Below are 21,853 nucleotides of genomic sequence, written 5' to 3'. Positions count from 1 at the left end.
TCGAACCACCTGTTCCCCCGCAACCCTTGAGGACCGACCATGGCCGTTCCGCTGCCCATCGACATGGAATATGTCACGGACATCCTGTTCCGGCTGCTGACCACGCCCAGCCCGACCGGCTGCACGGACGACGTGATCCGGCTGTGCTGCGCCGAGCTGGAGCGGATGGGCATCCGGTACGAGCTGACCCGCCGCGGAGCGATCCGGGCCGACCTGAAAGGCGTGCAGTCCAGCCCGGACCGCGCGCTGGTCTCCCATGTCGACACGCTGGGCGCCCAGGTGAAGATGCTGAAGGACAACGGGCGGATGGAGCTGGTGCCGGTCGGCCACTGGTCATCGCGCTTCGCCGAGGGCGCGCGCTGCACGATCCTGACCGACCGCGGGCCGTGGCGCGGCACGATCCTGCCGCTGAAGGCGTCGGGCCACACCTACAACGAGGAGGTCGATACCCAGCCGGTGAGCTGGCGGCAGGTGGAACTGCGCGTCGACGCCCCCTGCACCAACCGGCGTGAGCTGGAGGAGCGCGGCTTCAACATCGGCGACTTCGTCTCCATCGACCCGCAGCCGGAATTCCTGGAGAACGGTTTCATCGTCTCCCGCCATCTCGACGACAAGGCCGGCGTGGCGGTGATGCTCGGCGCCGCCAAGGCCGTCGTCGAGACCGGCGTGCCGCTGCCGGTCGACTGCCACCTGCTCTTCACGATCTCCGAGGAGGTCGGGTCGGGAGCCTCGTCCGTCCTGCACCAGGACGTCGCCGAGATGGTCACCATCGACAACGGCACCGTCGCACCCGGCCAGAACAGCAGCGAATACGGCGTCACCATCGCGATGGCCGACAGCACCGGCCCGTTCGACATGGCGCTGACCCGCTCCCTCCTGTCGTTATGCGAGGCACAGAACATCCCGCACCAGCGCGACGTCTTCCGCTACTACCGCTGCGACAGCGCATCCGCCATCGAGGCCGGCAACGACATCCGCACGGCGCTGATCTGTTTCGGCATCGACGCATCGCACGGCTATGAGCGGACACACGTCAACGCCTTGGAAAGCCTCGTCCGCCTGCTCGTGCTCTACATGCAGAGCCCGCCGCGCGACTGAGCGGAACCGGCACCGCTCCCGCCCCGCGCGAGCCGGCAACTTCATAGGTTTTTATTCCGATATTCCAGGCCGCCCAGGGTCCTCCTGGGCGCTTGGGCAAATTATGCCCCAAAAAGGGTTCAAATTCGATCGCACTGATGTTAGCTTGACCTCCGGCACAAGCACGGGTGTCCGCCTTGTTTGCGCCACAATCACGCTTGACCGACAGGTCATATGCCGGAATCATTCGCCCAACGGCGAGGAGGTTTGATCAGTTGTTATTATAGGATTCAGGAACATTCCCATTCGCCGGACTTATCGGATTTGAGGATCACCACTTCTTTACTGGCAGCATCTTCAATCCCGTGACGCAGTGATTGCCTGCTAGCAATCGCATCCTGTCCGCGCGCCATCGGCGCCATCGGACCTAAGTCCTTCTCAGCGTGCCTCATCGCGTGCCCTGCGGGCCGCCGCACGCTCCCACCCGACAATGGTCGCAGCCGCCATTCCGACTCCCATGCGGAGGACGGACCGGGCGTCGCCATGCCGTTTCGGGCCATCCCGGGAGACATCAGCGCATGACCGCAAAAATCGCCGTCAAAGGCGTCACCAAAATCTTCGGAAACCAGCCGCGCCAGGCAATGACCCTGCTGAAGGCCGGCCGTTCCAAGGACGAGGTTTTCAAGCAGACCGGCCAGACGGTCGGCGTCCTCGATGCCAGCTTCGACATCCAGCCCGGCGAGATCTTCGTCGTCATGGGGCTGTCCGGCTCCGGCAAGTCGACGCTGGTGCGGATGCTGAACCGCCTGATCGACCCGACGGCGGGCGAGATCCTGGTGGACGGGCGCGACATCACGCGCCTGTCGGCCCGCGACCTCATGGACCTGCGGCGGCGCGACCTGTCCATGGTCTTCCAGTCCTTCGCCCTGATGCCGCATCTGCGTGTCTGGCAGAATGCCGCCTTCGGGCTGGAGATCGCCGGCGTCGACCTCGCCGCCCGCCGGGACAAGGCCCAGCAGGCGCTGGAGGCCGTGGGGCTCGGCGCCTATGCCGAAAGCTGGCCGCGCGAGCTTTCGGGCGGCATGCAGCAGCGCGTCGGGCTGGCCCGGGCGCTGGCCAACGAGCCGTCGGTCCTGCTGATGGACGAGGCCTTCTCGGCCCTCGATCCGCTGATCCGGGCGGAGATGCAGGACGAGCTGCTGCGGCTGCAGGCCGAACGCCAGCGCACCATCGTCTTCATCAGCCACGACCTGGACGAGGCGATCCGCATCGGCGACCGGCTGGCCATCATGGAAGGCGGCCAAGTGGTCCAGGTCGGACGGCCCGACGAAATCCTGAAGAACCCGGCCAACGACTACGTCCGCAGCTTCTTCCGCAACATCGACGTCACCAAGGTGCTGACCGCCGGCGACATCGCCCGCCGCGACCAGGTGACGGTGGTCCGCCACACCGGTGAAGGACCGCGGGCCGCGCTGCGGCAGCTACGCGAGCGCGACCGCGAGTTCGCCTATGTGCATGACGGGCGGCGCAGGTTCCAGGGCGTCGTCTCCACCGACACGCTGCTGGCGGCGATCGAACGGTCGAACGGCTCGGCCACCATCGACCAGGCATTGCTGCCGGGGATCGAGGCGGTGCCGTCCAACCTGCCGATGGAGGAGGTGCGCCAGCGCGTCGCCGCCAGTCCCTGCCCGCTGCCGGTGATCGACGCCGGCGGCGCCTTCCTGGGGGCGATCTCGAAAACCGCCTATCTCGAAACGCTGGGGCGGGGAGCCTGACGATGGACATGGATTTCAAGCTGCCGTTCGGATCCTGGGCGGAAGCGGCCGTGCTGTTCCTGCTGGATCATGCGCAATGGCTGTTCGACGGCATCGACGCGGTGATCGGCGCCGTCGCCGACGGCGTCCAGGGCGCGCTGACCTCCCTGCCGGGAACGGCGCTCGCCGCGCTGATCGTGCTGGTCGGGCTGTGGCGGATCGGCTGGCGCTTCGCGCTGTTCGCCCTGGCCTCGCTGCTGGTGGTCGTCGGCCTCGGCATGTGGCCGCAGATGGTCGACACGCTGGCGCTGGTGCTGACCTCCACCGCGGTGGCCCTGGTGGTGGGCATTCCCCTGGGCATCCTGGCCGCCCGCCACGACAGGGTGCAGGCCGTGCTGCGCCCGGCGCTGGACCTGATGCAGACGATGCCGGCCTTCGTCTACCTGATCCCGGCGGCGATGCTGTTCGGCCTCGGGCGGGTGCCGGGAACCATCGCCACCATCATCTTTTCGATGCCGCCGGTTGTCCGCCTGACCAGCCTCGGCATCCGGCAGGTCCCGCACGAGCTGGTCGAGGCCGGGCTGGCCTTCGGATGCACGCCGACGCAGCTCCTGCGCCGCGTCCAGTTCCCGACCGCCCTGCCCTCGATCATGGCCGGCATCAACCAGACCATCATGCTGTCGCTGTCGATGGTGGTGATCGCCTCGATGATCGGCGCGGGCGGCCTCGGCAACGAGGTGCTGAGCGGCATCCAGCGCCTGGACATCGCCCAGGGCTTCAACGGCGGCCTGGCGGTGGTGATCCTCGCCGTCCTGCTCGACCGCATCACCCAGAGTTTCGGAAGCCGCGCCGGCGCCCCCACGCCCCGGCCGAGCCTGTCCGCGCTGCGCGCGCGGCTGCTTCCGGCCGGCGCGCCGCAGCCGGGCGAGGCCGGATCGGTCCGCCCTGAAGGAGCACAACAGGCGGGGTGAGCCAACCCCCGCAAGAGAGTATCGGAAGGATTGATCTTGATGAGACGCGCTTTTCTGAAAATGCTGGCCCTCGGTGCCGCCGCGGCCGTCGGATGCGCCACGCTGGGGGCACCCGCCCTCGCCGCCGAGACGAAGCCGGTCCGCATCGGCTGGACCGCCTGGTCGGACGCCGAGGCGGTGACAAGGCTCGCCGAACGGCTCATCACGGAGCGCCTGCACCAGCCGGTGGAGCTTGTCCTGGCAGACATCGGCCTGCAGTACCAGGGCCTGGCCAAGGGCGACCTCGACTTCATGATGATGTCCTGGCTGCCGGCCACCCATGCCGACTACATGGAGAAGCTCGGCGACAAGGTGGTGCCGCTTGGCATCCTCTATACCCGCGCACGCCTGGGCTGGGCGGTTCCGGACTATGTCCCGGCCGACCAGGTCCGTACCGTCGCCGACCTCGCCAAACCCGAGGTGCGGGCGAAGCTGGGCGGCAGGATCCAGGGCATCGATCCTGGCGCCGGCCTGATGAAGGCCTCCGAGAAGGCGATCGACGCGTACGGCCTGAAGGACTACAGCCTCGTCTCCGCCAGCGGCGCCGCGATGACCGCCGCGCTCGGCCGCGCCGAACGGCGCAAGGACTGGATCGTCGTCACCGCCTGGAATCCGCATTGGATGTTCGCCAAGTGGAAGCTGCGCTACCTGGAGGATCCCGAGGGTGCGCTGGGCGGCCTGGAGCGCGTCCAGGTCATGGGGCGCAAGGGCTTCTACCAGGATCATCCCGACATCGCCGAATTCCTGACCCGCATGTACCTGCCCCTGGAGGAGTTGGAGGGGATCATGCTGGAGGCCGACAACAGCTCCTACGACAAGGCGATCGACGACTACATCGCCAAACACAAGGAGCGGGTCGACTACTGGGTCACCGGCCAGATGCCGGCAGGCTGAGCCTGTCAGCGGGGGATCGACCGTTCGCGTCGCTGCGGGGGCCGGGGCATGCGCTCCGGCCCTCCTGCCGTCCACGCCGGGTCAATCGCTCCGGCGTCCGGGGCGCAGGATGCCGGGCAATCGGCCGATATGCCCGGCCAGGAAGTCGATCAGCAGGCGGACGCGTGTTATGCCGGCGCGCTCGGGAACGATCAGCATGCTGAGAGGAACCGGCGGCAGCGACTGGTCCGGCAGGACCTTCTCGAGCCGCCCGGCGTCGAGATGGTCCGCGACCAGCCAGAGATGCGCCGGCGCGATCCCGCGGCCGGCGACGAGGGCCTCGCGGACGGCCAACCCATGGTCGACGCGGAACCGTCCGGCGAAGGGGACGTCGGTCCGCCGTCCGTCGGCACCCAGCAGAGTCAGGCTGTCGCTGCCCGCGACGTTGGTCATCCGGATGCCCTCATGCAGCGCGAGGTCCGCCGGGACCGACGGGCGGCCGCGCCGGTCGAGGTAGCCGGGCGCCGCCACCAGCAGCCGATGGGACTCGCCGAGCGGGCGCAGCTTCATGGAGCTGTCGGAAAGCGGCCCGAGGCGGATCGCGATGTCGACCCCGTCGCGGACCAGATCGATGCGCTGGTCGGACAGGCTGAAGTCGACGGCGATGTCGGGATGCAGATCCTGGAAGGCGAAGATCAACCGGCTGACCCACAGCGTCCCGAAGGCCGCCGTGCAGGAGATGCGCACGGTGCCGGCCGGCGCCCCCCGCGCGCCCCGCACCTCGTCGCCGGCCTGCTCGACCAGGCGCAGGATCTGGACGCAGTCGGCATGGTAGCGCTGTCCCTCCTCGGTCAGGCTGAGGCGGCGCGTGGTCCGGCTGAGCAGCGCAGCGCCGAGCGCCTCCTCAAGCTCGCGGAGCTGGCGCGTCACCGTCGATTGCCCGATCCCCATCTCGCGCGCGACCGCCGACAGGCTGCCGCGCTCGACCACGCGGACGAAGATCCGCATCCGGTCGAGGGTGACGTCCGATTTATCCATTTTCCGGCACAATCCTATCCGTCCACAAGGTATAGCGGATGGATCGCGGCTCGGCTACCTGGGAGGGCGTACCCGTCATCCCCATCACGAAGGAGCCGCCTGCATGAACGTCCTGCTCGTCTTCGCCCATCCCGAGCCGTCGTCGCTCAGCGCCTCGCTGCGCGACGTCGCCGTCCGGGAGCTTCAGGACCAGGGCCACGAGGTCCGCGTGTCGGACCTCTATGCCGACCGCTGGAAAGCGCAGGTCGACCGCGACGATTTCCCGGCCCTGGGGCCGGCGGAGCGCTTGAAGGTTCCCGCCGCCTCGCGCGACGCCCATGCCGGCGGCACGCTGACCGCCGACGTCAGGGCGGAGCAGGAGAAGCTGCTGTGGGCGGACGCCGTGATCCTGCAGTTCCCGCTCTGGTGGTTCACCATGCCGGCCATCCTCAAGGGCTGGGTCGAGCGGGTCTATGCCCGCGGCTTCGCCTACGGCGTCGGCGAACACAGCGACCGGCGCTGGGGCGACCGGTACGGCGAGGGGCTGCTGGCCGGGAAGCGCGCCATGCTGGTGGTGACCGCGGGCGGCTGGGAGGAGCATTACTCGGCGCGCGGGATCAACGGCCCCATCGAGGACCTGCTGTTCCCGATCAACCACGGCATCCTGTTCTATCCGGGCTTCGAGGTGCTCCCGCCCTTCGTCGCCTATCAGGCCGACCGTCTCGACGATGCCGGCTTCGAGCGCGTGGCGGCCGGGCTGCGCGAACGGATGCGGACGCTCGCCACCACCCCGCCGATCCCCTACCGCCGGCAGAACGACGGCGACTACCTCATTCCCGCGATGACGCTGCGGCCGGGCCTGGGCGGCCCCACGGCAGCCGGCTTCGCCCTGCACCGGAAGGACGGCCCTGCCGAAGGCTGATCCGCCCCGCTTGGGGCTTCAGCCGGAGGCCCGGGCGCCACCGGCGCCGGATCCATTGTTGCCAGCCCCATTGGCGCCGGCCCCATTGGCCCCATCGGCGCCAGCCGGCCCGGTTTCCCGGTCCGCCTCGAACAGGGCCTGGAGTTCCTCCGCGGCCTGACGCGACGTCTGGATGAGCTGGGATTCGTCCTGGTGGACCGCATGCTGACGGATCAGGGTGCGTTCGTCGTGGGCGCGGAAGGTGTCCAGGGTGCGCACGACGTCCGCTTCCGCAAGGCCCATGTTGCGCAGCACGTCGGCGGTCAGGCGCAGGCTGCTGTCGAAGGTTTCGCGGACGATGTGGGTGACGCCGCGGTCCATCAGGAAATGCGCGTGGCGGCGGTTGCGGGCGCGGGCGAAGATGGTCACGTCGGGAAAATGCCGCTTCGCCAGCTCCACCACCTTCAGCGACTGTTCCATGTCGTCGAGCGCCACGACCAGAACCTTGGCCTTCTCGGCCCCGGCGGCGCGCAGCAGCTCGACGCGGGTCGGGTCGCCGTAATAGACCTTGCTGCCGAACTTGCGGACGAAATCCACCTGGGCGGCATTCTGCTCCAGCGCCGTGAAGGGAATGCCGCGCACCCGCAGCACGCGGCCGACCACCTGCCCGACGCGGCCGAAGCCGCAGATGATCACCGGCGGATGGTCGTCCGGCAGAGGGTCGAAGGGGCGCTTTGGCCTGTTCGACAGGAGCCGCGGGGCGATCCAGCGTTCCTCCGCCGCGAACAGCAGCGGCGTCGCCAGCATCGACAGCGTCACCACCAGCATGGCCGACGCCGCCTGCTCCCGCCCCATGGCGCCGCCATCGGCCGCCAGCCCGAACAGCACGAAGCCGAATTCGCCGCCCTGGCTCAGCACCGTCGCCATGCGGACCGCCCCGGCCCAGGGCACGCCGGCGACACGGGCGAGCAGCAGCATCACCAGCGCCTTGGCCATCAGCAGGCCGGCGGCCAGACCGAAGAAGCGGACGGGATGGGCGAGCAGCGCCGGGATGTCCGCCCCCATCCCGACCGTGACGAAGAACAGGCCGAGCAGCAGCCCCTCGAAGGGCTCGATGTCGGCCTGGACCTCGTGGCGGTATTCGGAATCGGACAGCAGGACGCCGGCCATGAAGGCGCCGAGCGACATCGACAGCCCAGCCTCCTCGATCAGCACGGCGGTGCCGATGACGATCAGCAGCGCCGTCGCCGTGAAGATCTCCGGAGCGCCGGCACGGTCGACGGTGCGGAAGATCGGACGCAGCAGGTACCGGCCACCGATCAGCACGGCCACCACCGCCACCGCCGCCTTGGCGACCGCCAGCCAGGCGTTGTCCGCCTGCGGCATCGACCCGTTGCCCAGCAGGGGCAGCAGCGCCACCGCCGGGATGATGGCGAGATCCTGGAACAGCAGGACGGAGAAGGCGTTGCGCCCCGACTGGTTGGCGAGCAGTCCGCGCTCGGCCATCATCGGCAGCGCCATCGCGGTGGAGGACAGCGCCAGCCCGAAGCCCAGCACCACGGCGCCGGGCAGCGGCAGGCCGAGCCCCCAGCGGCAGAGCGCGGCCACCAGCGCGCCGGTCGCCAGGACCTGCGCCCCGCCCAGCCCGAGGACGGATTTCCGCATCACCCAGAGGCGGGCCGGCCGCAGTTCCAGGCCGATCAGGAACAGCAGCATCACCACGCCGAGTTCGGAGGCATGGCCGATCGCCCCAGCGCCGGAAACCAGGCCGAGCCCGGCGGGGCCGACGACCAGTCCGGCGGCGAGATAGCCGAGCGGCGCCCCGAAGCCGAAGCGCTTGGCCACCGGCACGGCGACCACCATCGCCGCCAACAGCACCACCAACGTCACCAGTTCCGCCATGTCCCCCGCCGAAATGCTGTGGCCGGGGGACTATGGCGTGTTTTCAACTGCCAAGGCTAGACACTTGTCGGCCTGCACACACCATACTTAGAGTCTATCCGGTGCTTATGGCAGCACCGGATAGACTCTAAACTATTGGTTTTGCCTGTGACTCACGTTTCAAGCGATACCGCTTGAAACGAACACACTCCAGGGGTGGTGTGCGGCAGGGGGGCCGCGTCACTCGGCGGCGTTGACCATGCGCGGGCCGTTAGACGGCGGGTTGCCGCGGGCGGCCCAGCGGGTCAGCAGCAGGATGCCGGCCACCACCGCGACATAGGCGATGAGCTGCGCCTCGGTCGGCCGGTCGGTGTAGCCGACCATGATGTGAAGCGCCTGCCCGACGAGGCTGTTGTCGCGCAGCACGCCCGAGGTGTCCCACAGGATCTGGCCGCCCGCCATCAGGATGCCGGCCTGGGCCAGGAAGTTGACGGCGGTCGCCGCCATGCCGGCAGCCAGCAGGGTGAGCAGCCAGGTGGTGGTCTGGAACAGGTAGCGGGTCGGAATCTGCAGCAGTCCGGCATAGAGCAGCACCGAAACCAGGGCACCCAGCGCCATGCCGCCCAGCCCGCCGGCGGCAACGGTGGCGATGCCGCCCTCCTCCGACGCCAGGATACCGGTGAGGAACAGCACGACTTCGGAGCCCTCGCGCAGCACGGCGACGCCGATGACGATGGCAAGCGCCGCCAGCGACTTCTCGCCGCTCGACACCGCCTGGCCGACCGCCCTCATGTCGCGCGCCAGCTCGCGCCCATGCTGCGCCATCCAGGCGTTGTGCCAGGCCAGCATCACGACGGCGACCAGCAGGACGCCGGCGTTGAACAGCTCCTGCCCGGTGTCGGCGAACAGCGAACTGATGCCGTCGGCGAAGGCGGCGACGATGCACGACCCGATGATGCCGCCGAGAATCCCCAGCGCCACCCATCGCCCGCGCCCGGCGACGCCCTTGGTGGCGGCGAGCACGATGCCGACGATGAGGCCGGCTTCGAGGACCTCGCGGAACACGATGATCAGACTGGCGAGCATGGTCGTCTCCGGTGGGCGGGCGGCGGAACGGACGGGAGGGAAACCGTCACTCGGCGATCACGGCGCCCTGCGCCGTCGCCTCGTGGAACTCGCCGAAGAACGGGTAGCGGCCAGGCGCGAGCGGCCCGATCATGACCTTGATCTGCTTGCGGCCGCCGACGATCTTCTCGACCTTCAATTCGCCGCTCTCGAACTCTTCCGACGTCGCGTCCTGGTTGTCGACCAGCAGGGTCACCCGCTTGTTGGCCGGCACCTTCACCTCGGCCGGCTCGAACTTGTGCTCCTTGATGACGATCGTCACCGGGTCGTCGGCACGGGCGGGCGAGGAGGGAAGGAACAGGGCGGCCGACAGCGCCAGCGCGCAGGCGGAGAGGGCGGAGGCACGGCAAGGAAGGAAGCGGGGCATTCGCGGGAAACCTTGAACCTTGGATGAGCGTTTGCTTGTGAAAATCATTCTCATCCCACGCCGCCCGGGTCAAATGAAAATGCCCTCCCGGTCGCCGCAACGCACCTGCGACGGAAACGCGCAGCCGGAGGACCGCCCGGCCACCGGACCGACGGGATGAGGCTACCGGTAGACGCCGTAGCGCCCGTAGCCCGGCCGCCGGAGGACCGCGGGACGATGGATGTCGAGCGGACGCGCCGGCCGGCGGGGCGGCGTGGAAGCGCCCGCCAGGTCGCGGAGCCGGGCGACCCGCGCCTCGGTCGGCGGATGCGTGCGCAGCAGCGACGGCTCGGGAATGCGGCGTCCGGGAAGGAAGATGTCCTCCCAGAAGCGGCCGGTCCGCCTCTCCAGCTTCATCAGGGCCGAGGCGAGGCCGCCCGCGTCGCCGGTAAGCCGCACGGCGTTGCGGTCGGCATCGAACTCCCGCGTGCGGGACAGCGCAAGCTGGAGCAGGGACATCAGCGTCGGCGAGAAGATCAGCAGCAGCGGCACATGCCACGGCACCACCGCGGCCCCGGCCAGCAGCAGCGGGACATTGAGGAGCAGGATGAGCTGCCCCACCCACGAGGCCAGGGAAACGACGCGCGACATCACGTCGGCGACCGCCATGATCCACAGGTCGCGGGCGGCGATGTGGGCGACTTCGTGCGCCAGCACGCCCGCGAACTCGCGGCGGTCGAGCAGCCGCAGAAGGCCGTCCGTCACGCAGACGGCGCTGTCCTCCGGATCGCCGACGGCGAAGGCGTTCGGCATCGAGCTCGGGATGTAATACAGCTCCGGCCGCTGCGGCAGGCCGGCCCGCTGCGCCAGTTCTGCGAGGAGCGCCGCCCCCTCCGGAAATTCGGCGCCTCGCAGTCTTTGGGCATGGTAGGCGGACAGCAGGACGCGCTTCGGCATGCCCGGCGCCAGCAGAAGCCCGAGGATCGCCCCGGCCACCACCAGCAGCGTCAGCATCCCGCCCGCCACCGCGGAGATGCAGAGCCAGGCGATCGCCGCCATGCCGGCGATCAGGAGCAGCGACTGGATATGATTGACGAGCCGGTGGCGAAAATCCGGCCGGAGCATGCCCACCCTCCCGGATCACATCGGCCGCGTGCCCCCGACCGGCCCGGCTGCGAGCCGGAGGCGGAGGCGTGCGGCCGCCCTGCCCCAAGATGAAGTGCGGTCACGCCGCCGCTTCAAGGGGCGCCGCTTCAAGGGCCACCGCTTCAAGGGCCACCGCTTCAAGGGCCACCGCTTCAAGGGCCACCGCCTATTGGGCGGCCGCCTCGCTCCTCACCTCTTCCAGGACACGGCGCAGGTCGCCGGGATGCAGCGGCTTGTGCAGGAAGGCGCAGCCGCGGCGCTGGCCCTCCAGGAGGGATTCCGGCGCCGTCTCGCCGGTGAGGACGACCGCCGGGATGTTCGTCTTGAACAGTTTGCGCACGCGGTCGATCACGTCGAAGCCGGAGACCTTCCCCGGCAGGCGCAGGTCGGTCAGGATGGCGTCGGGCGGGCCTTCCAGCCCGTCGACCGCGGCGAACACCTCGCGCATGTTGGACGCCGAAACGAAGGCGCAGCCCCAGCTTTCCAGCGTCAGCAGCAGGCCCGACAGCACCATGTTGTCGTCGTCCACCACCAGGACGCGCATCCCCTCCAGCGGCAGGCCGGCCGCCTCGCCGGCGGTGGCGGGAGGAGGCGGGGCCTCCTCGACGGCCTCGCCCTCGATCTGCTCCACCGTGACGGCGAAGACCGAGCCGCGGCCGGAGCGGGACTGCACGTCGATGGGTGCGTTCAGCAGCAGCGACAGGCGGCGGACGATGGCGAGCCCCAGCCCGAGCCCGCGCGTCGGGTCGCGGCTGGGGTTGGTGAGCTGGTGGAACTCGTCGAAGATGACGTCCAGCTTGTCCTGCGGGATGCCGAAGCCGGTATCCCACACCTCGATCCGCCAGCGCCCCCGGCGCCGGCGCAGCCCCAGCACGATGCCGCCCTGCTGGGTGTAGCGGATGGCGTTGGCCAGCAGATTGCGGACGATGCGCCCCAGCAGCACGGGGTCGCTGCGGGTGACCGCCTGGCCGGTGACATGGACGCGCAGGCGCAGCCCCTTCTCCTCGGCCTGCGGCCGGAACTCGTCGGCGAGCGACTGCAGCAGGCCGTTCAGGGACACCGGTTGCAGGTCGGGCTCCACCGTGCCGGCGTCGAGGGTGGAAATGTCGAGCAGCGCGTTGAGAAGGCGCTCGCCGGCGGTCATCGCATTGGCCAGCATGCCCGCGGTGCGCATCGCCCGGGCATTGCCCTCCACCTGGGTGGTCAGGGCATCCAGGAACAGCCGCATCGCCTGGAAGGGCTGCCGCAGGTCGTGGCTGGCCGAGGCGAGGAAGCGGGAACGCGCGGCGGTGGTGCGGTCCACCTCCGCCCGCATGGTCTCGGTCATGCTGGCGATCGCGCCGTCGAGCGTCGCGCTGGCCAGCACGCCGACCGCCCGCCCGTCGACCAGGAGCGGCACCGCCCGCAAGATCAGCGGCGGGCTGACCGGCAGGGTCAGCAGGACGGAGTCGGGGATGACGTCGCCCACGCCCGGGTCGCCATAGAGCGGATAAAGCGCCTCGGCCAGCGCCCGCCAGGCGTCCGGGAACAGCGCCGACCCGCTCTCGTCACGGTTCGCGGCGCGCGGGCGGTTCAGCAGGGCGGCCAGCATCTCGTTGCAGCGGACGGCGGCCGTCTCCGGCGAACCGACGACCAGCATGGCCGGAACGGTCCCGGCCGCGCAGACCCGGCGCGCGTTGTCGAGGCACTCGCAAAAGCGCAGATCGGTCGGGGACATCGGGGTGGCCGAGGGTCTGTGCATCGTGTTGGTGTCTCGCGGGAGCCCGGTCTCGTGGAGGGTCTGGAGGCTGATCGCCATGGGCACCGGGCCGACCATCGGTAAGTTTCGACAAGCCGCCTGAGAATAAACGCACGGCTCCGCTTCCGAAATCACACGATGGCTCTACTCCCTCCTATGCGGAAGGTGCAAGCCGCGACAGACGCAACAGGTGGTCCTCGACGAAGTATTTCCGGCGGAGCAATGCCATCAGGCGTACCTTCAGCACGTCCATCGTCTGTGCCTTGCCGACGAAATCATCCGCGCCGGCATTGAGGCTGATCATCAACTGGTCCTCGTCGTCCTGGCTGGTCAGGATGACGATCTGGAAGAACAGGCCGCGCTGCCGGCGGAAGCGGTCGAACCGCTGGCAGAGCTGGGTGCCGCTGGTGCCGGGCATGACGAGGTCGAGGATCACGCAGTCGAGCCCGCCGCCGGCCAGCGCCGTCACCGCCTCGTCGGCGTTGCGGGCGGCGGTGACGGCGCAGCCCTCCTGCTCCAGCTCGGCACGCAGGAACTCGCGGTAGGTGGCGCTGTCGTCCACGATCAGGATGCGGGCGCGCCGGAAGATGTCGGCGGCGCTCGGCGGCGCGGTCCGGCGCTCCAACAGCGCCACGGCCTGGGCGACCAGCCCCTGGGGGTCGGAGGAGTCGTGCTCGCCCTCGCCGCGGCCGATGACCATGACGGAGGCGCTGGAACGGGCACGCAGTTCCGCCAGCCCGGTGGTGCCGGCGAGGTCGCCCTCGACGATCAGCAGGTCGTAGGAGACCCGCGCCATCTCGGAAAGAGCCGGCTCCACGCCCTCGACGCAGGTGGTGTCCACACCGCGCTCCTCCAGCAGCAGCTTCAACAGCAGCCCCTGGGTCTGCGAGGCCATGACAACGAGGGTGCGGTGTCCGTTCATGACGTTATCTTATCATCGGAGGTCAATTGCAGCAGCCGCCCGGCAACGCGGTCGAGGGGCAGCTCCTCGACCGCGGCGCCCAGCCGCACCGCGGTGCCGGGCATGCTGTGGATCACGGCGGTCGAGGCGTGCTCGGCAATGGTGTAGGCGCCGGCCTGGCGCATCTCCAACAGACCGCGCGCCCCGTCCTCCCCCATTCCCGTCAGCAGCACGCCGATGCCGTCGACGCCGTAGCCACGGGCCATCGACTGGAACAGCACCTCGCCCGACGGGCGCTGGCCGCACACCATCGGATCGTCGCCGAGGCGGATGGTGCTGTTCTCCACCCGCATGTGGCGGTCGCCGGGCGCGACGTAGACGGTGCCGGGCCGGGGAGTCTGGCCATGCTCGCCAAGCTGGACCGGCAGCGGGCAGACGGTGCCGAGCCAGTTGGCGAAGCCCGCCATGAAGGGAGCTCCCATGTGCTGGACGACGAAGACCGGCAGCGGGAAGTCGGTCGGCAGTTCCTTGAGGAGCCGCGCCAGCGCCGCCGGCCCCCCGGTGGAGGCGACGAGGCCGAGCGCCCGGTAGCGGCGCTTGCGCCCCCCGACGGTGACCGCCTCCTCGGGCGGCTCGCGGTCGAGCGTGCGGGTTTCCTGCCTCGGAGGGCGCGCGGAGATGCGGTGCCGGATCACCTTGACCTGGCTCATGATGTAGAGCTGGGTGCAGAGATGATGCGCGACGGTCTGGTAGTCGGCCCGCGCGACGCTGCCGGGCTTCTCCACCACCGCCAGCGCGCCCGCCTGCAACGCCCGCATCGGGATGCCGAGGTCGCGCACGTCCGAGGCCACCACCACGATGGGCAGCGGGTGCTGGCGCATGATCCGGCTGGTCACCTCGAAGCCGTCGATCCCCGGCAGCCGGATGTCCAGCGACACGACGTCGGGCATCACCCGCTCGATCATGCGCAGGGCCTGCTCGCCGGAGGAGGCGATGCCCGCCACCTCCAGCCGCGGGTCGGAGTCGATGACGTGGCTGAGCAATTGCTGGATGACCGGGCTGTCCTCCACCACCAGCACGCGGATGCGGCGACCGCCGGGCTTCGCACCGCCCGTCACAGCAGCCGCCGGATGCCGGCCAGAAGCTCGTTCTGGTCGAAGCGGGTCTTGACGATGTAGGCGTCGGCGCCGAGCCGCAGGCCGCGCTCGCGGTCCTCGTCGCTGGCGCGCGACGTCACCAGGATCACCGGCAGCTCGGCCAGCCTCTTGTCCGCCTTGACCGCCTGCAGCAGGGCGAAGCCGTCCATCCGTGGCATCTCGACGTCGCTGATGATCAGGCCAACCTCCATCCCTTCCGAAAGGCGTTCCAGAGCCTCGCGCCCGTCGACGCACAGCGTCACCCGATAACCATGGGCTTCGAGGATGCTCTTTTCCAGCGTGCGGGTGGTGATGCTGTCATCGACAACCAGGATATGAGCCTTGGCTTTCGGCACATCGTCCCCCGGCCGCGCCGGCGGAGGGAGGACACTGCCGGGCAGCGGCATCAGGCCGGCGATGTTGAGGACCAGGGCGGGTCCGCCGTCATCCATCAGCACCGTGCCGATGTAGCGCGAGGGGTCGAGGCCGGTCTCCTCGGCCGCCGTCACCACCGTCTCGCGCGTGGCGACGAAGCGGTCGACCGCCAGCGCCAGCCGCCGCTCGCCCGACCGCACCACGACCAGGGCCAGCGTCCGTTCGGCGGAGGGCACCACCGGCGCCTCCATGCCCAGCAGGGCCGCCAGCGAGGTCAGGGCGATCTCGTCGTCGCCGATGCGGATCATCGGCGTGCCGATGCCGGAGAAGAGCGCGTCGGCCGTGGTGCGGCGGAGCCCGACGACGTCGGCGGCGGGGATCGCCAGCGTCTGGTCCTGCACCGCCACGAACACCAGGCGCTGGCTGAGCAGGCTCAGCGGCACCTCGATGACCACGCCGGTGCCGCCGCCTGGCCGTTCGGCGATGGTCAGGTTGCCCTGGAGCCGCTCCACCTCCCGCCGTGCGATGGCCAGCCCCATGCCGCGGCCGGCCAGTTCGGTCGTGCGGGCCGCGGTGGAGAAGCCGGGGTGGAAGAGGAACTCCGTCATCTGCTCCACCGGCATGGCGGCGGGATCGTCCGGCACCTTGTCCGCATCGATCAGGCCGCGTTCCACCGCCTTGCGCAGGATCGCCGCGCGGTCGAGCCCGCGGCCGTCATCCTCGATCGACAGGCGCAGCCTGGCCCCCTCCACCGACGCCGCGATGGTCACGCGGGCGGCCGGCCGCTTGCCGATCGCCAGTCGTTCCGCCGGCGTCTCGATGCCGTGGCTGATGGCGTTGCGGGCGATGTGCAGGATCGGGTCCTTCAGGCGCTGGAGGACGGCGCGGTCCGCCTCCACCTCCAGCCCGCGGGCGTCGACCTCGACCTCCTTGCCCTCGGCCCGGCTGATGTCGCGGATCATGCGGCCCAGCCCGCCGAGCTGGTTGTCCGCCGGCAGCATGCGCAGGCGCCGCATGTCCTGCTGGAAGCCGCCGCCCCAGCGCCGCATCGACCACAGCAGCCGGTCGTGGCTGCGGTGCGTGGAGTCGAGCGCACCGCCCAGCGCGCGGAACCGCCGCTCGAAGGCCATCACCGCCGGCAGCGTGCCCCGCCCCTCGCTCCAGTCGTCGTTGCCCTTGCCGGTCGCGGCGCCCACGGTCTCGCCGCGGCCGATCTGCACCCGCAGGTGCCGCCAGGCCCGGTCCAGCGCCCGCCATTCCTGTCGCAGCATCCGGAGCTGCTCGCCCAGCACCGCCTGGGCCTCGACCTCCGGCAGCAGGGCGGACGCGGTCTCGGACAGCCTCTCCAGCCCCTGGGCGGCGATGCGGACCAGCGACGAGCTGTCCGAGTCGTCCTGTGCCGCGCGGCGCCGCGGCGGCGGCGTCCACGGCATCTCGGCGTCGGCTGCCCCATGGTCGGCGCCCGGGGCGGCGCTCGGGGCAGCCCCCGGGCCGGTTTGGGGCGCGGGCCGGCGCGGCCGCGCAGCCGGAGTCGACGCGGCGGACGACGAAGCGGCGGACGGCGAGGCGGCACGGCCGCCGGCCATCGCCTCAAGGTCCCTCAGCACGCCGGCGGTTTCCACCTCGCCGCCGCCCCGGAGCGACCAGGCGACCAGATCCTCGATGGCGTCGAGCGCACGGCGGACCGTCGACGCCGCGACGGCGTCGAGCGTCGCCTCGCCCTTCTGGATCGCGATGAAGGCCGCCTCCAGCCGGTGGGAGATCGCCTCGACCTCCGGCAGGTCCACCGCGCGGGCAGCCCCCTTCAGGCTGTGGGCGCGCCGGTGGATGTCGACAATGTCGGGCGGCTCGCCGGTCGCCTCGGCATCGCGCAGGGCGCTGCGGATCGCCGCGAGGTGATCCTTGTGCTCAAGCTCGAAGGCGGCGAGCAGGCGCTGGCGGATATCCATCAGGCCCCCCGCCCCGACGGCCCGGTTCGGGACAGCACGGTCCGGCACAGGCGGGTCCGGCACGGCCGGGTTCCCGGCGGCGGGCGGGTCGCGGCTTCCCGCGGAGGGCGGCCGGGACGGCGGAGAGGGAGGGCCTTCATTCCCGTTAAACCCGGTAGTTCCGCACCGCCTCGACCAGGCCCTGGCCGAGGTTGTTCAGGTTGGCGGCGGCACCTTCGAGCTGCCGGGTGCCGGCGGCGGTCTGGCTGCTGGCCTCGCGGATGTTCTGCAGCGCCTGGATCACCTGCTCCAGGCCGATCTGCTGCTGGTTGGTGCCGGCGACGATCTGCTGGAAGGCGAGGACGCTCTCCTGGATGTTCTCCGCCATCGTCCGGATGGTGGACTGGGTGGCGTCGGTCTGGCGCTTGCCGGCGGCGACGCGCTTGACCGCCTCCTCCGTCAGCATGACCGAGGCGTTGATGCCGTGCTGGATCTCCGAGAGGTTGGAGCGGACCTGGGAGGTCGCCTCCTTCGACTGGTCGGCGAGGCTCTTGATCTCGCCGGCGACGATGGAAAAGGTCCGGCCATGCTCGCCGGCCGCGGCCGCCTCGATGGCGGCGTTCAGCGCCAGCAGGTGGCAGCGCTCGGCGATGTCGTTCACCGTCACGATGATCTCGCCGATCGCCTGGGTCCGTTCGGACAGCATGACGATGTTCTCGGCGACCGCCTCGGCCTGCTCGCGGATGGCGTCCATCGCCTGGATGGTGTCGTCCACCGCCTTCATGCCGGAATGGCTGGAGGCCGCCACCGTCTGGGCGCCCTGCGCGACGTCCTGGGCCCGGCGGTTGATCTGCGCCCCCGATTCGGTGATCTCCGACAGGGTCGCGGTGGTCTGCTCGACGGCGGCGAGCTGCTCGGCGACGCTCGCCGACTGCTGCTGGGTGGAGGCGCGGATTTGGGCGGTCGCGGCGTGGACGCTTTCCGCCGTCTCGCGGGTGGTGGTGGCCATCGACTTCAGCCGGCCGGCCATCTCGTTGAGGTGCTGGCCGAGGATCGCCAGCTCGTCCTTGCCGGCGATGGCGATCTCCTGCGTCAGGTCGCCATGGCCGACCCGTGTCACGAAGTCGATGGCGCGGCCCAGCCGCCGGGTGATGGAGCTGCCGATCAGGAAGGCGACCACCACGGCGGTCAGGAAGACGACGACCAGGGCGATCAGAGACGCCTGCACCGCCGAATCATAGATGGAGCGGATTTCCTCGCGGCCGGCGTCGGTCAGCTTGTCGATGGTGTCCTGCGCCTGGGCGATGCGGGCATCCAGCGTCTTGCGCAGCTCCTCGACGCGGGCGCGGCGCTGGAGCGCCTCGGGGACCTGATTGTTCTCCAGCATGGTGTAGATCGCCTGCGCCTCGTCCCCGACCTGGGTCACGGCGCCGGCGATCTCGGTCACGGCGGCGTCCAGCTCGATCCACCGGCGGCGGCGGGTGTCCACCGTCGACCGGGAGACCCGCTCCGATATCACCGAGCGCAGGCGCCCCAGCAGATCGCGCAACTGGACGCTGGTCTGGTCGTAATGGCGGTGCAGCGGGAGCAGGATCGTCGGGATTTCGGCGACGCGCCCCTCGGCATTGGCGATCGCGACGCCGTTCAGCGCCGTCTCGCGCGTGCTGCGCAGCTCACCCTGCAGGGTCCCCACCCTGGTGACCATGTCCGACGCTTCGTTGTCGTAGCTGGACACCGCCATGATGACGGTCAGCGCGTCGGAGAATCGGGCCATCTGAAACAGGGCGAGCAGCGCCGTCAGAACGCAGACGACTGCGAAGCCCAGGACCAGCTTGTGCGCGACTTTGATGTTCATTCTTGGACTCCAGCCCCGGTTCTGCCGGTATCAGCTCTTCACGAATTCGAGCAGGGCGCCCATGTCGAGGATCGCCATGCGGTCTTTGGTAATCGCCTTGACGAACTGCCCGGCTTCTTCCGGTGCGTCCGCGCGCGGCGGTTCGATGTCGGCCACCCGGTCGACCGCGCTCACCCGCAAGGCCGCCGGACGGGCACCGCCCATGCGCAGCACGACGGCATAGCCGGCGTCCTCCCGGCTGCCCTCGCCGCCCGGCGTTGCCCCGACGCCGCCGCACAGCCGGTCGAGGTCGAACAGCCGCATCACCCGCCCGGCCACCGCGATCACCCCCAGCACCGCCGGCGCCGCCCCGGGCACCCGCGCCAGCCGCGGCATCGGCACGATATGGCCGAGATGGCGCAGTTCCAGCCCATAGACCGTCGCCTCCCCGCGCGCGACCAGCATCGGTATGCCGGTGGACTTGGCATCCGGGGCGTCCGGACGCTCGGCGAGTTCGGCCGCCCGGCGTTCGAGCACCGCGTCGGCCCACGGCCCACGGCCGTCGAAGACCTCCCACAGCTCGGCGTTGCGCCGCGCCATCCGGTGCCGCACCGCCTCCCAGTCGACACGCGCTCCCTGGACCGGCGGCGCCGTGCCGTCGGGCAAATCCCCCGCCCCCATCATGCCTCCTCACCCGACAGCCAGAGGTCCAGCATCCCGCGCAGCTCCTGCACGGTCAGGCCGCCGCCTTCGGTCACCGCCTCCTCGTCGGAGCGGTCGTCCAGCGCTTCGCGCGCGTTACGGAAGTGGCGCTGGGCCGGAGCCAGCTTGCCGCGCCGCCAGTAGGCGAGCGCAAGGTGATAGTCCGCCAGCACGAAGCGCGGATCTAGGTAGAGCGCCCGCTTGAAGGCGGCGACCGGATCGCCGACGCCCAGTTCCTCCTCGGCCAGCCCGAGCTGGTAGTGGGCGGCGGGATCGAGCCGGTTCGCCTCGACCCGCGCGAGGCAGCCTTCCAGCACCGTCGACCGGTCGTTGGTGTCCGCCGAATCGGGAGGAGCCGGAACCGCGGGCGGCGTCGCCGCCCGTGGTGGCGGCGGTGGCGGTGGCGGTGGCGATACCGGGCGGAACGAGGCCGCGGCGGCAGACCGCTGCAGCCTGGCCGCCGCGGCGGACCCGGCCGGCAGGGCCGCCGAAGCGGGAGGGGGAGCCGGCTGTTCCGCCTGCTTGCGGTAGAGCGTGGCGCCCGGCACCGACACCGGGATGAACAGCTCGTTCATTTGCGGTCCGGCCTCGGCATGGCCGACCACCAGCCAGCCGCCGTCGGCCAGCGCATGATGCAGGTCGCCGAGCAGCCGATGGCGTGTCGCCTCGTCGAAATAAATCATGACGTTGCGGCACAGGATGATGTCGAAATGCCCGATGCCGTGAGGATAGGACGGAATTTCCCCTTCAACCAGGTTGAAGTGCATGAAACTCGTCCATTGCCGGTACTTCTGCTTGACCGACCACAGCTTGTCCTGGCGGTCGAAGCAGGCCTCCAGCGTTTCCGGCGCCAAGCCGCGGACCGCCCAGTCGCCATAGGCGCCGCGGCGCGCCTGCTCCAGGAAGGCGTCGTTGATGTCGGTCCCGATGATGTGGACCTGCCAGCCTTCGAGCTGGCTGGCGAAATGCTGCTTCAGCAGGATTTCGATCGTGTAGGCCTCCGGCCCGATCGAGCAGCCGGCGCTCCAGATGCGCAGCAGCCGGGTCGCCTGATTGCGGCGCAGGCATTCGGGGATGGCGACGGCCCGCAGCGCCTCGAACTGCTCGATGTAGCGGAAGAAGAAGGTTTCGCCGACCGCCAGCTCGTTGATCAGCCCCTGGTATTCCGGCCCGGTCGGTCCCTGGGCCTCCAGCGCCGACAGATAGCCGGCGACGGTCGAGATCCGCCCGAAAGGCAGGCGGCGGTTGATGCGCTCGGCGAAGGCCGCGTCCTTGTCGGCGTAATAGGCGAGGCCGGTATCGCCGATCACCATCGTTTTCAGGCGCTGGAAGCTCGGGTCGCGGCGAATCGCCTCGATCGCGCTGGTTGACGCAATCACGGCACTCCCTCCCCGCCCGCCGCCATGCCGGCAGGCTGGCCATCGTTCCATTGCCCGAGCCTGCGCTCCTCCGCGGCCCGGAAGGCGTCGAGCAGGCGGGATTCCGCCTCGCTCAACAGGCGGCCGGGGTCGAGCAGGGTCACAGTGCCCGGGCGGCCGGTGACCCGGTCGGGGAAGGCGGCGACGGCGCAGCCGTTGAAGGACAGCGACGGGTCCGACGGCACCCGCTCCTCCACCGGCACCGCCACGTCGCCATGCACCTGGTCGACCAGGAGCGCCGCCGGGCGTCCCTGCCAAGTGATCAGGATCAGCGGCGCGTAGAGCCCGGCGGTCGCGGCGCCGAGGTCGAGCAGAGCCCCCAGGCGAAGGACGGGCACGATCTCGCCATGGTAGCGGAACACACCTTCGACCGGCAGCGGCGCCGTGGGAAGGCGGTCCAGGCGCGGCAACGGCAAAAATCGCCGCACAGCCTCCACCGGCAGCGCCAGCGCTTGGCCGGCAACCGAGAAAACGACGCAGCGGAACGACGATTGCGGGAAGACGATGTGCGTGGGGTGGAGTGACATCCGTCCGTCGATGGTCTGGAATCCGACCGGGAACATGCCCCATCACGACCGGGATGCGAATTACTCCAAAGGTTTACGCCACATGTCCTATGCCTGTGCGCCGAGCCCCCCCGATTGGCAGCCGCAGCCCAGCCGCGGCCGCATTCAGCGGTGCTTCCCGCTGG

The 21,853-nt window shown here is 70.1% G+C and carries 19 protein-coding genes; 5 read left to right on the top strand and 14 right to left on the bottom strand.

The genetic code is table 11. From position 1 onward, the window contains the following. The first annotated feature begins 39 nt into the window (after positions 1 to 39). Positions 40 to 1,098, top strand: coding sequence for an osmoprotectant NAGGN system M42 family peptidase (locus tag J2850_RS08110; RefSeq protein WP_209980453.1), 1,059 nt, complete (start codon positions 40 to 42; stop codon positions 1,096 to 1,098). A 269-nt stretch (positions 1,099 to 1,367) separates the two neighbouring features. Here J2850_RS08110 and J2850_RS32055 read toward each other — a convergent pair whose 3' ends face one another. Next, positions 1,368 to 1,499 (bottom strand): hypothetical protein, encoded by a 132-nt coding sequence (locus tag J2850_RS32055; RefSeq protein ID WP_281414961.1) that lies wholly within the window; start codon positions 1,497 to 1,499, stop codon positions 1,368 to 1,370. A 156-nt stretch (positions 1,500 to 1,655) separates the two neighbouring features. Between J2850_RS32055 and proV the strand changes: the two genes are divergently transcribed. From proV to J2850_RS08095, 3 genes are read left to right on the top strand one after another with little or no spacing between them, the layout of a single operon-like run. Beyond that, positions 1,656 to 2,852 carry a glycine betaine/L-proline ABC transporter ATP-binding protein ProV gene (proV, locus tag J2850_RS08105; RefSeq protein ID WP_209980451.1) on the top strand — a complete coding sequence of 399 codons (1,197 nt, stop codon included), beginning with the start codon at positions 1,656 to 1,658 and terminating at the stop codon, positions 2,850 to 2,852. 2 nt (positions 2,853 to 2,854) lie between these two features. Further along, complete coding sequence (locus J2850_RS08100; RefSeq protein WP_370878913.1) at positions 2,855 to 3,802, top strand: ABC transporter permease; 948 nt, start codon at positions 2,855 to 2,857, stop codon at positions 3,800 to 3,802. A gap of 39 nt (positions 3,803 to 3,841) precedes the next feature. Next, positions 3,842 to 4,735: a glycine betaine ABC transporter substrate-binding protein gene (locus J2850_RS08095; RefSeq protein WP_246512896.1), complete on the top strand. Its 894-nt coding sequence runs from the start codon at positions 3,842 to 3,844 to the stop codon at positions 4,733 to 4,735. An 81-nt stretch (positions 4,736 to 4,816) separates the two neighbouring features. On the opposite strand, the gene J2850_RS08090 is transcribed toward J2850_RS08095, so the two are convergent. Next, positions 4,817 to 5,752, bottom strand: coding sequence for a LysR family transcriptional regulator (locus J2850_RS08090; protein ID WP_209980449.1), 936 nt, complete (start codon positions 5,750 to 5,752; stop codon positions 4,817 to 4,819). A 103-nt stretch (positions 5,753 to 5,855) separates the two neighbouring features. On the opposite strand from J2850_RS08090, the gene J2850_RS08085 reads away from it, so the two are divergent. Next, complete coding sequence (locus tag J2850_RS08085; RefSeq protein WP_209980447.1) at positions 5,856 to 6,653, top strand: NAD(P)H-dependent oxidoreductase; 798 nt, start codon at positions 5,856 to 5,858, stop codon at positions 6,651 to 6,653. A gap of 18 nt (positions 6,654 to 6,671) precedes the next feature. Here J2850_RS08085 and J2850_RS08080 read toward each other — a convergent pair whose 3' ends face one another. From J2850_RS08080 to J2850_RS08025, 12 genes are all read right to left on the bottom strand, one after another. Beyond that, a complete protein-coding gene (locus tag J2850_RS08080; protein WP_209980445.1) occupies positions 6,672 to 8,534 on the bottom strand; it encodes a monovalent cation:proton antiporter-2 (CPA2) family protein in 1,863 nt (620 codons plus the stop codon). A gap of 219 nt (positions 8,535 to 8,753) precedes the next feature. Continuing rightward, positions 8,754 to 9,599 (bottom strand): FTR1 family iron permease, encoded by an 846-nt coding sequence (locus J2850_RS08075; RefSeq protein ID WP_209980442.1) that lies wholly within the window; start codon positions 9,597 to 9,599, stop codon positions 8,754 to 8,756. A gap of 46 nt (positions 9,600 to 9,645) precedes the next feature. Then, positions 9,646 to 10,005 carry a cupredoxin domain-containing protein gene (locus J2850_RS08070; protein WP_209980440.1) on the bottom strand — a complete coding sequence of 120 codons (360 nt, stop codon included), beginning with the start codon at positions 10,003 to 10,005 and terminating at the stop codon, positions 9,646 to 9,648. 162 nt (positions 10,006 to 10,167) lie between these two features. Beyond that, complete coding sequence (locus J2850_RS08065; protein ID WP_209980438.1) at positions 10,168 to 11,109, bottom strand: zinc metalloprotease HtpX; 942 nt, start codon at positions 11,107 to 11,109, stop codon at positions 10,168 to 10,170. Between the two features lie 187 nt (positions 11,110 to 11,296). Further along, entirely contained in the window at positions 11,297 to 12,928 is a 1,632-nt protein-coding gene (locus J2850_RS08060) for an ATP-binding response regulator (RefSeq protein ID WP_209980437.1), read from the bottom strand. A 94-nt stretch (positions 12,929 to 13,022) separates the two neighbouring features. Then, positions 13,023 to 13,790 (bottom strand): response regulator transcription factor, encoded by a 768-nt coding sequence (locus J2850_RS08055; RefSeq protein WP_209980435.1) that lies wholly within the window; start codon positions 13,788 to 13,790, stop codon positions 13,023 to 13,025. After that, positions 13,787 to 14,887 (bottom strand): chemotaxis-specific protein-glutamate methyltransferase CheB, encoded by a 1,101-nt coding sequence (cheB, locus tag J2850_RS08050; RefSeq protein ID WP_307354251.1) that lies wholly within the window; start codon positions 14,885 to 14,887, stop codon positions 13,787 to 13,789. Before cheB ends, J2850_RS08055 begins: the two co-directional genes overlap by 4 nt. Further along, positions 14,884 to 17,292: a hybrid sensor histidine kinase/response regulator gene (locus tag J2850_RS08045; protein ID WP_307354253.1), complete on the bottom strand. Its 2,409-nt coding sequence runs from the start codon at positions 17,290 to 17,292 to the stop codon at positions 14,884 to 14,886. The genes cheB and J2850_RS08045 overlap by 4 nt, the downstream gene beginning before the upstream one ends. A gap of 82 nt (positions 17,293 to 17,374) precedes the next feature. After that, entirely contained in the window at positions 17,375 to 19,063 is a 1,689-nt protein-coding gene (locus tag J2850_RS08040) for a methyl-accepting chemotaxis protein (protein WP_209980433.1), read from the bottom strand. Between the two features lie 30 nt (positions 19,064 to 19,093). Next, a complete protein-coding gene (locus J2850_RS08035) occupies positions 19,094 to 19,726 on the bottom strand; it encodes a chemotaxis protein CheW (RefSeq protein WP_246512895.1) in 633 nt (210 codons plus the stop codon). After that, complete coding sequence (locus tag J2850_RS08030; RefSeq protein WP_307354255.1) at positions 19,723 to 21,123, bottom strand: CheR family methyltransferase; 1,401 nt, start codon at positions 21,121 to 21,123, stop codon at positions 19,723 to 19,725. Before J2850_RS08030 ends, J2850_RS08035 begins: the two co-directional genes overlap by 4 nt. Beyond that, positions 21,120 to 21,725 (bottom strand): chemotaxis protein CheW, encoded by a 606-nt coding sequence (locus J2850_RS08025; RefSeq protein ID WP_209980428.1) that lies wholly within the window; start codon positions 21,723 to 21,725, stop codon positions 21,120 to 21,122. The genes J2850_RS08030 and J2850_RS08025 overlap by 4 nt, the downstream gene beginning before the upstream one ends. Positions 21,726 to 21,853 lie beyond the last annotated feature (128 nt).

Source organism: Azospirillum picis (assembly GCF_017876115.1).
Taxonomy (GTDB): domain Bacteria; phylum Pseudomonadota; class Alphaproteobacteria; order Azospirillales; family Azospirillaceae; genus Azospirillum; species Azospirillum picis.
Note: the sequence above shows the minus strand (reverse complement) of the source record. Positions and strands in the feature narration are given on the sequence as shown.

Excerpts from the sequence above, each read along its gene's own strand:
- J2850_RS08060 (WP_209980437.1), bottom strand. The coding sequence starts at position 12,928 with ATGGCGATCAGCCTCCAGACCCTCCACGAGACCGGGCTCCCGCGAGAC.
- J2850_RS08035 (WP_246512895.1), bottom strand. The coding sequence starts at position 19,726 with ATGATGGGGGCGGGGGATTTGCCCGACGGCACGGCGCCGCCGGTCCAG.
- J2850_RS32055 (WP_281414961.1), bottom strand. The coding sequence starts at position 1,499 with ATGGCGCCGATGGCGCGCGGACAGGATGCGATTGCTAGCAGGCAATCA.
- J2850_RS08075 (WP_209980442.1), bottom strand. The coding sequence starts at position 9,599 with ATGCTCGCCAGTCTGATCATCGTGTTCCGCGAGGTCCTCGAAGCCGGC.
- J2850_RS08090 (WP_209980449.1), bottom strand. The coding sequence starts at position 5,752 with ATGGATAAATCGGACGTCACCCTCGACCGGATGCGGATCTTCGTCCGC.
- J2850_RS08055 (WP_209980435.1), bottom strand. The coding sequence starts at position 13,790 with ATGAACGGACACCGCACCCTCGTTGTCATGGCCTCGCAGACCCAGGGG.
- J2850_RS08110 (WP_209980453.1), top strand. The coding sequence starts at position 40 with ATGGCCGTTCCGCTGCCCATCGACATGGAATATGTCACGGACATCCTG.
- J2850_RS08025 (WP_209980428.1), bottom strand. The coding sequence starts at position 21,725 with ATGTTCCCGGTCGGATTCCAGACCATCGACGGACGGATGTCACTCCAC.
- J2850_RS08095 (WP_246512896.1), top strand. The coding sequence starts at position 3,842 with ATGAGACGCGCTTTTCTGAAAATGCTGGCCCTCGGTGCCGCCGCGGCC.
- J2850_RS08100 (WP_370878913.1), top strand. The coding sequence starts at position 2,855 with ATGGACATGGATTTCAAGCTGCCGTTCGGATCCTGGGCGGAAGCGGCC.
- J2850_RS08070 (WP_209980440.1), bottom strand. The coding sequence starts at position 10,005 with ATGCCCCGCTTCCTTCCTTGCCGTGCCTCCGCCCTCTCCGCCTGCGCG.
- proV (WP_209980451.1), top strand. The coding sequence starts at position 1,656 with ATGACCGCAAAAATCGCCGTCAAAGGCGTCACCAAAATCTTCGGAAAC.
- J2850_RS08085 (WP_209980447.1), top strand. The coding sequence starts at position 5,856 with ATGAACGTCCTGCTCGTCTTCGCCCATCCCGAGCCGTCGTCGCTCAGC.
- J2850_RS08080 (WP_209980445.1), bottom strand. The coding sequence starts at position 8,534 with ATGGCGGAACTGGTGACGTTGGTGGTGCTGTTGGCGGCGATGGTGGTC.
- J2850_RS08065 (WP_209980438.1), bottom strand. The coding sequence starts at position 11,109 with ATGCTCCGGCCGGATTTTCGCCACCGGCTCGTCAATCATATCCAGTCG.
- J2850_RS08040 (WP_209980433.1), bottom strand. The coding sequence starts at position 19,063 with ATGAACATCAAAGTCGCGCACAAGCTGGTCCTGGGCTTCGCAGTCGTC.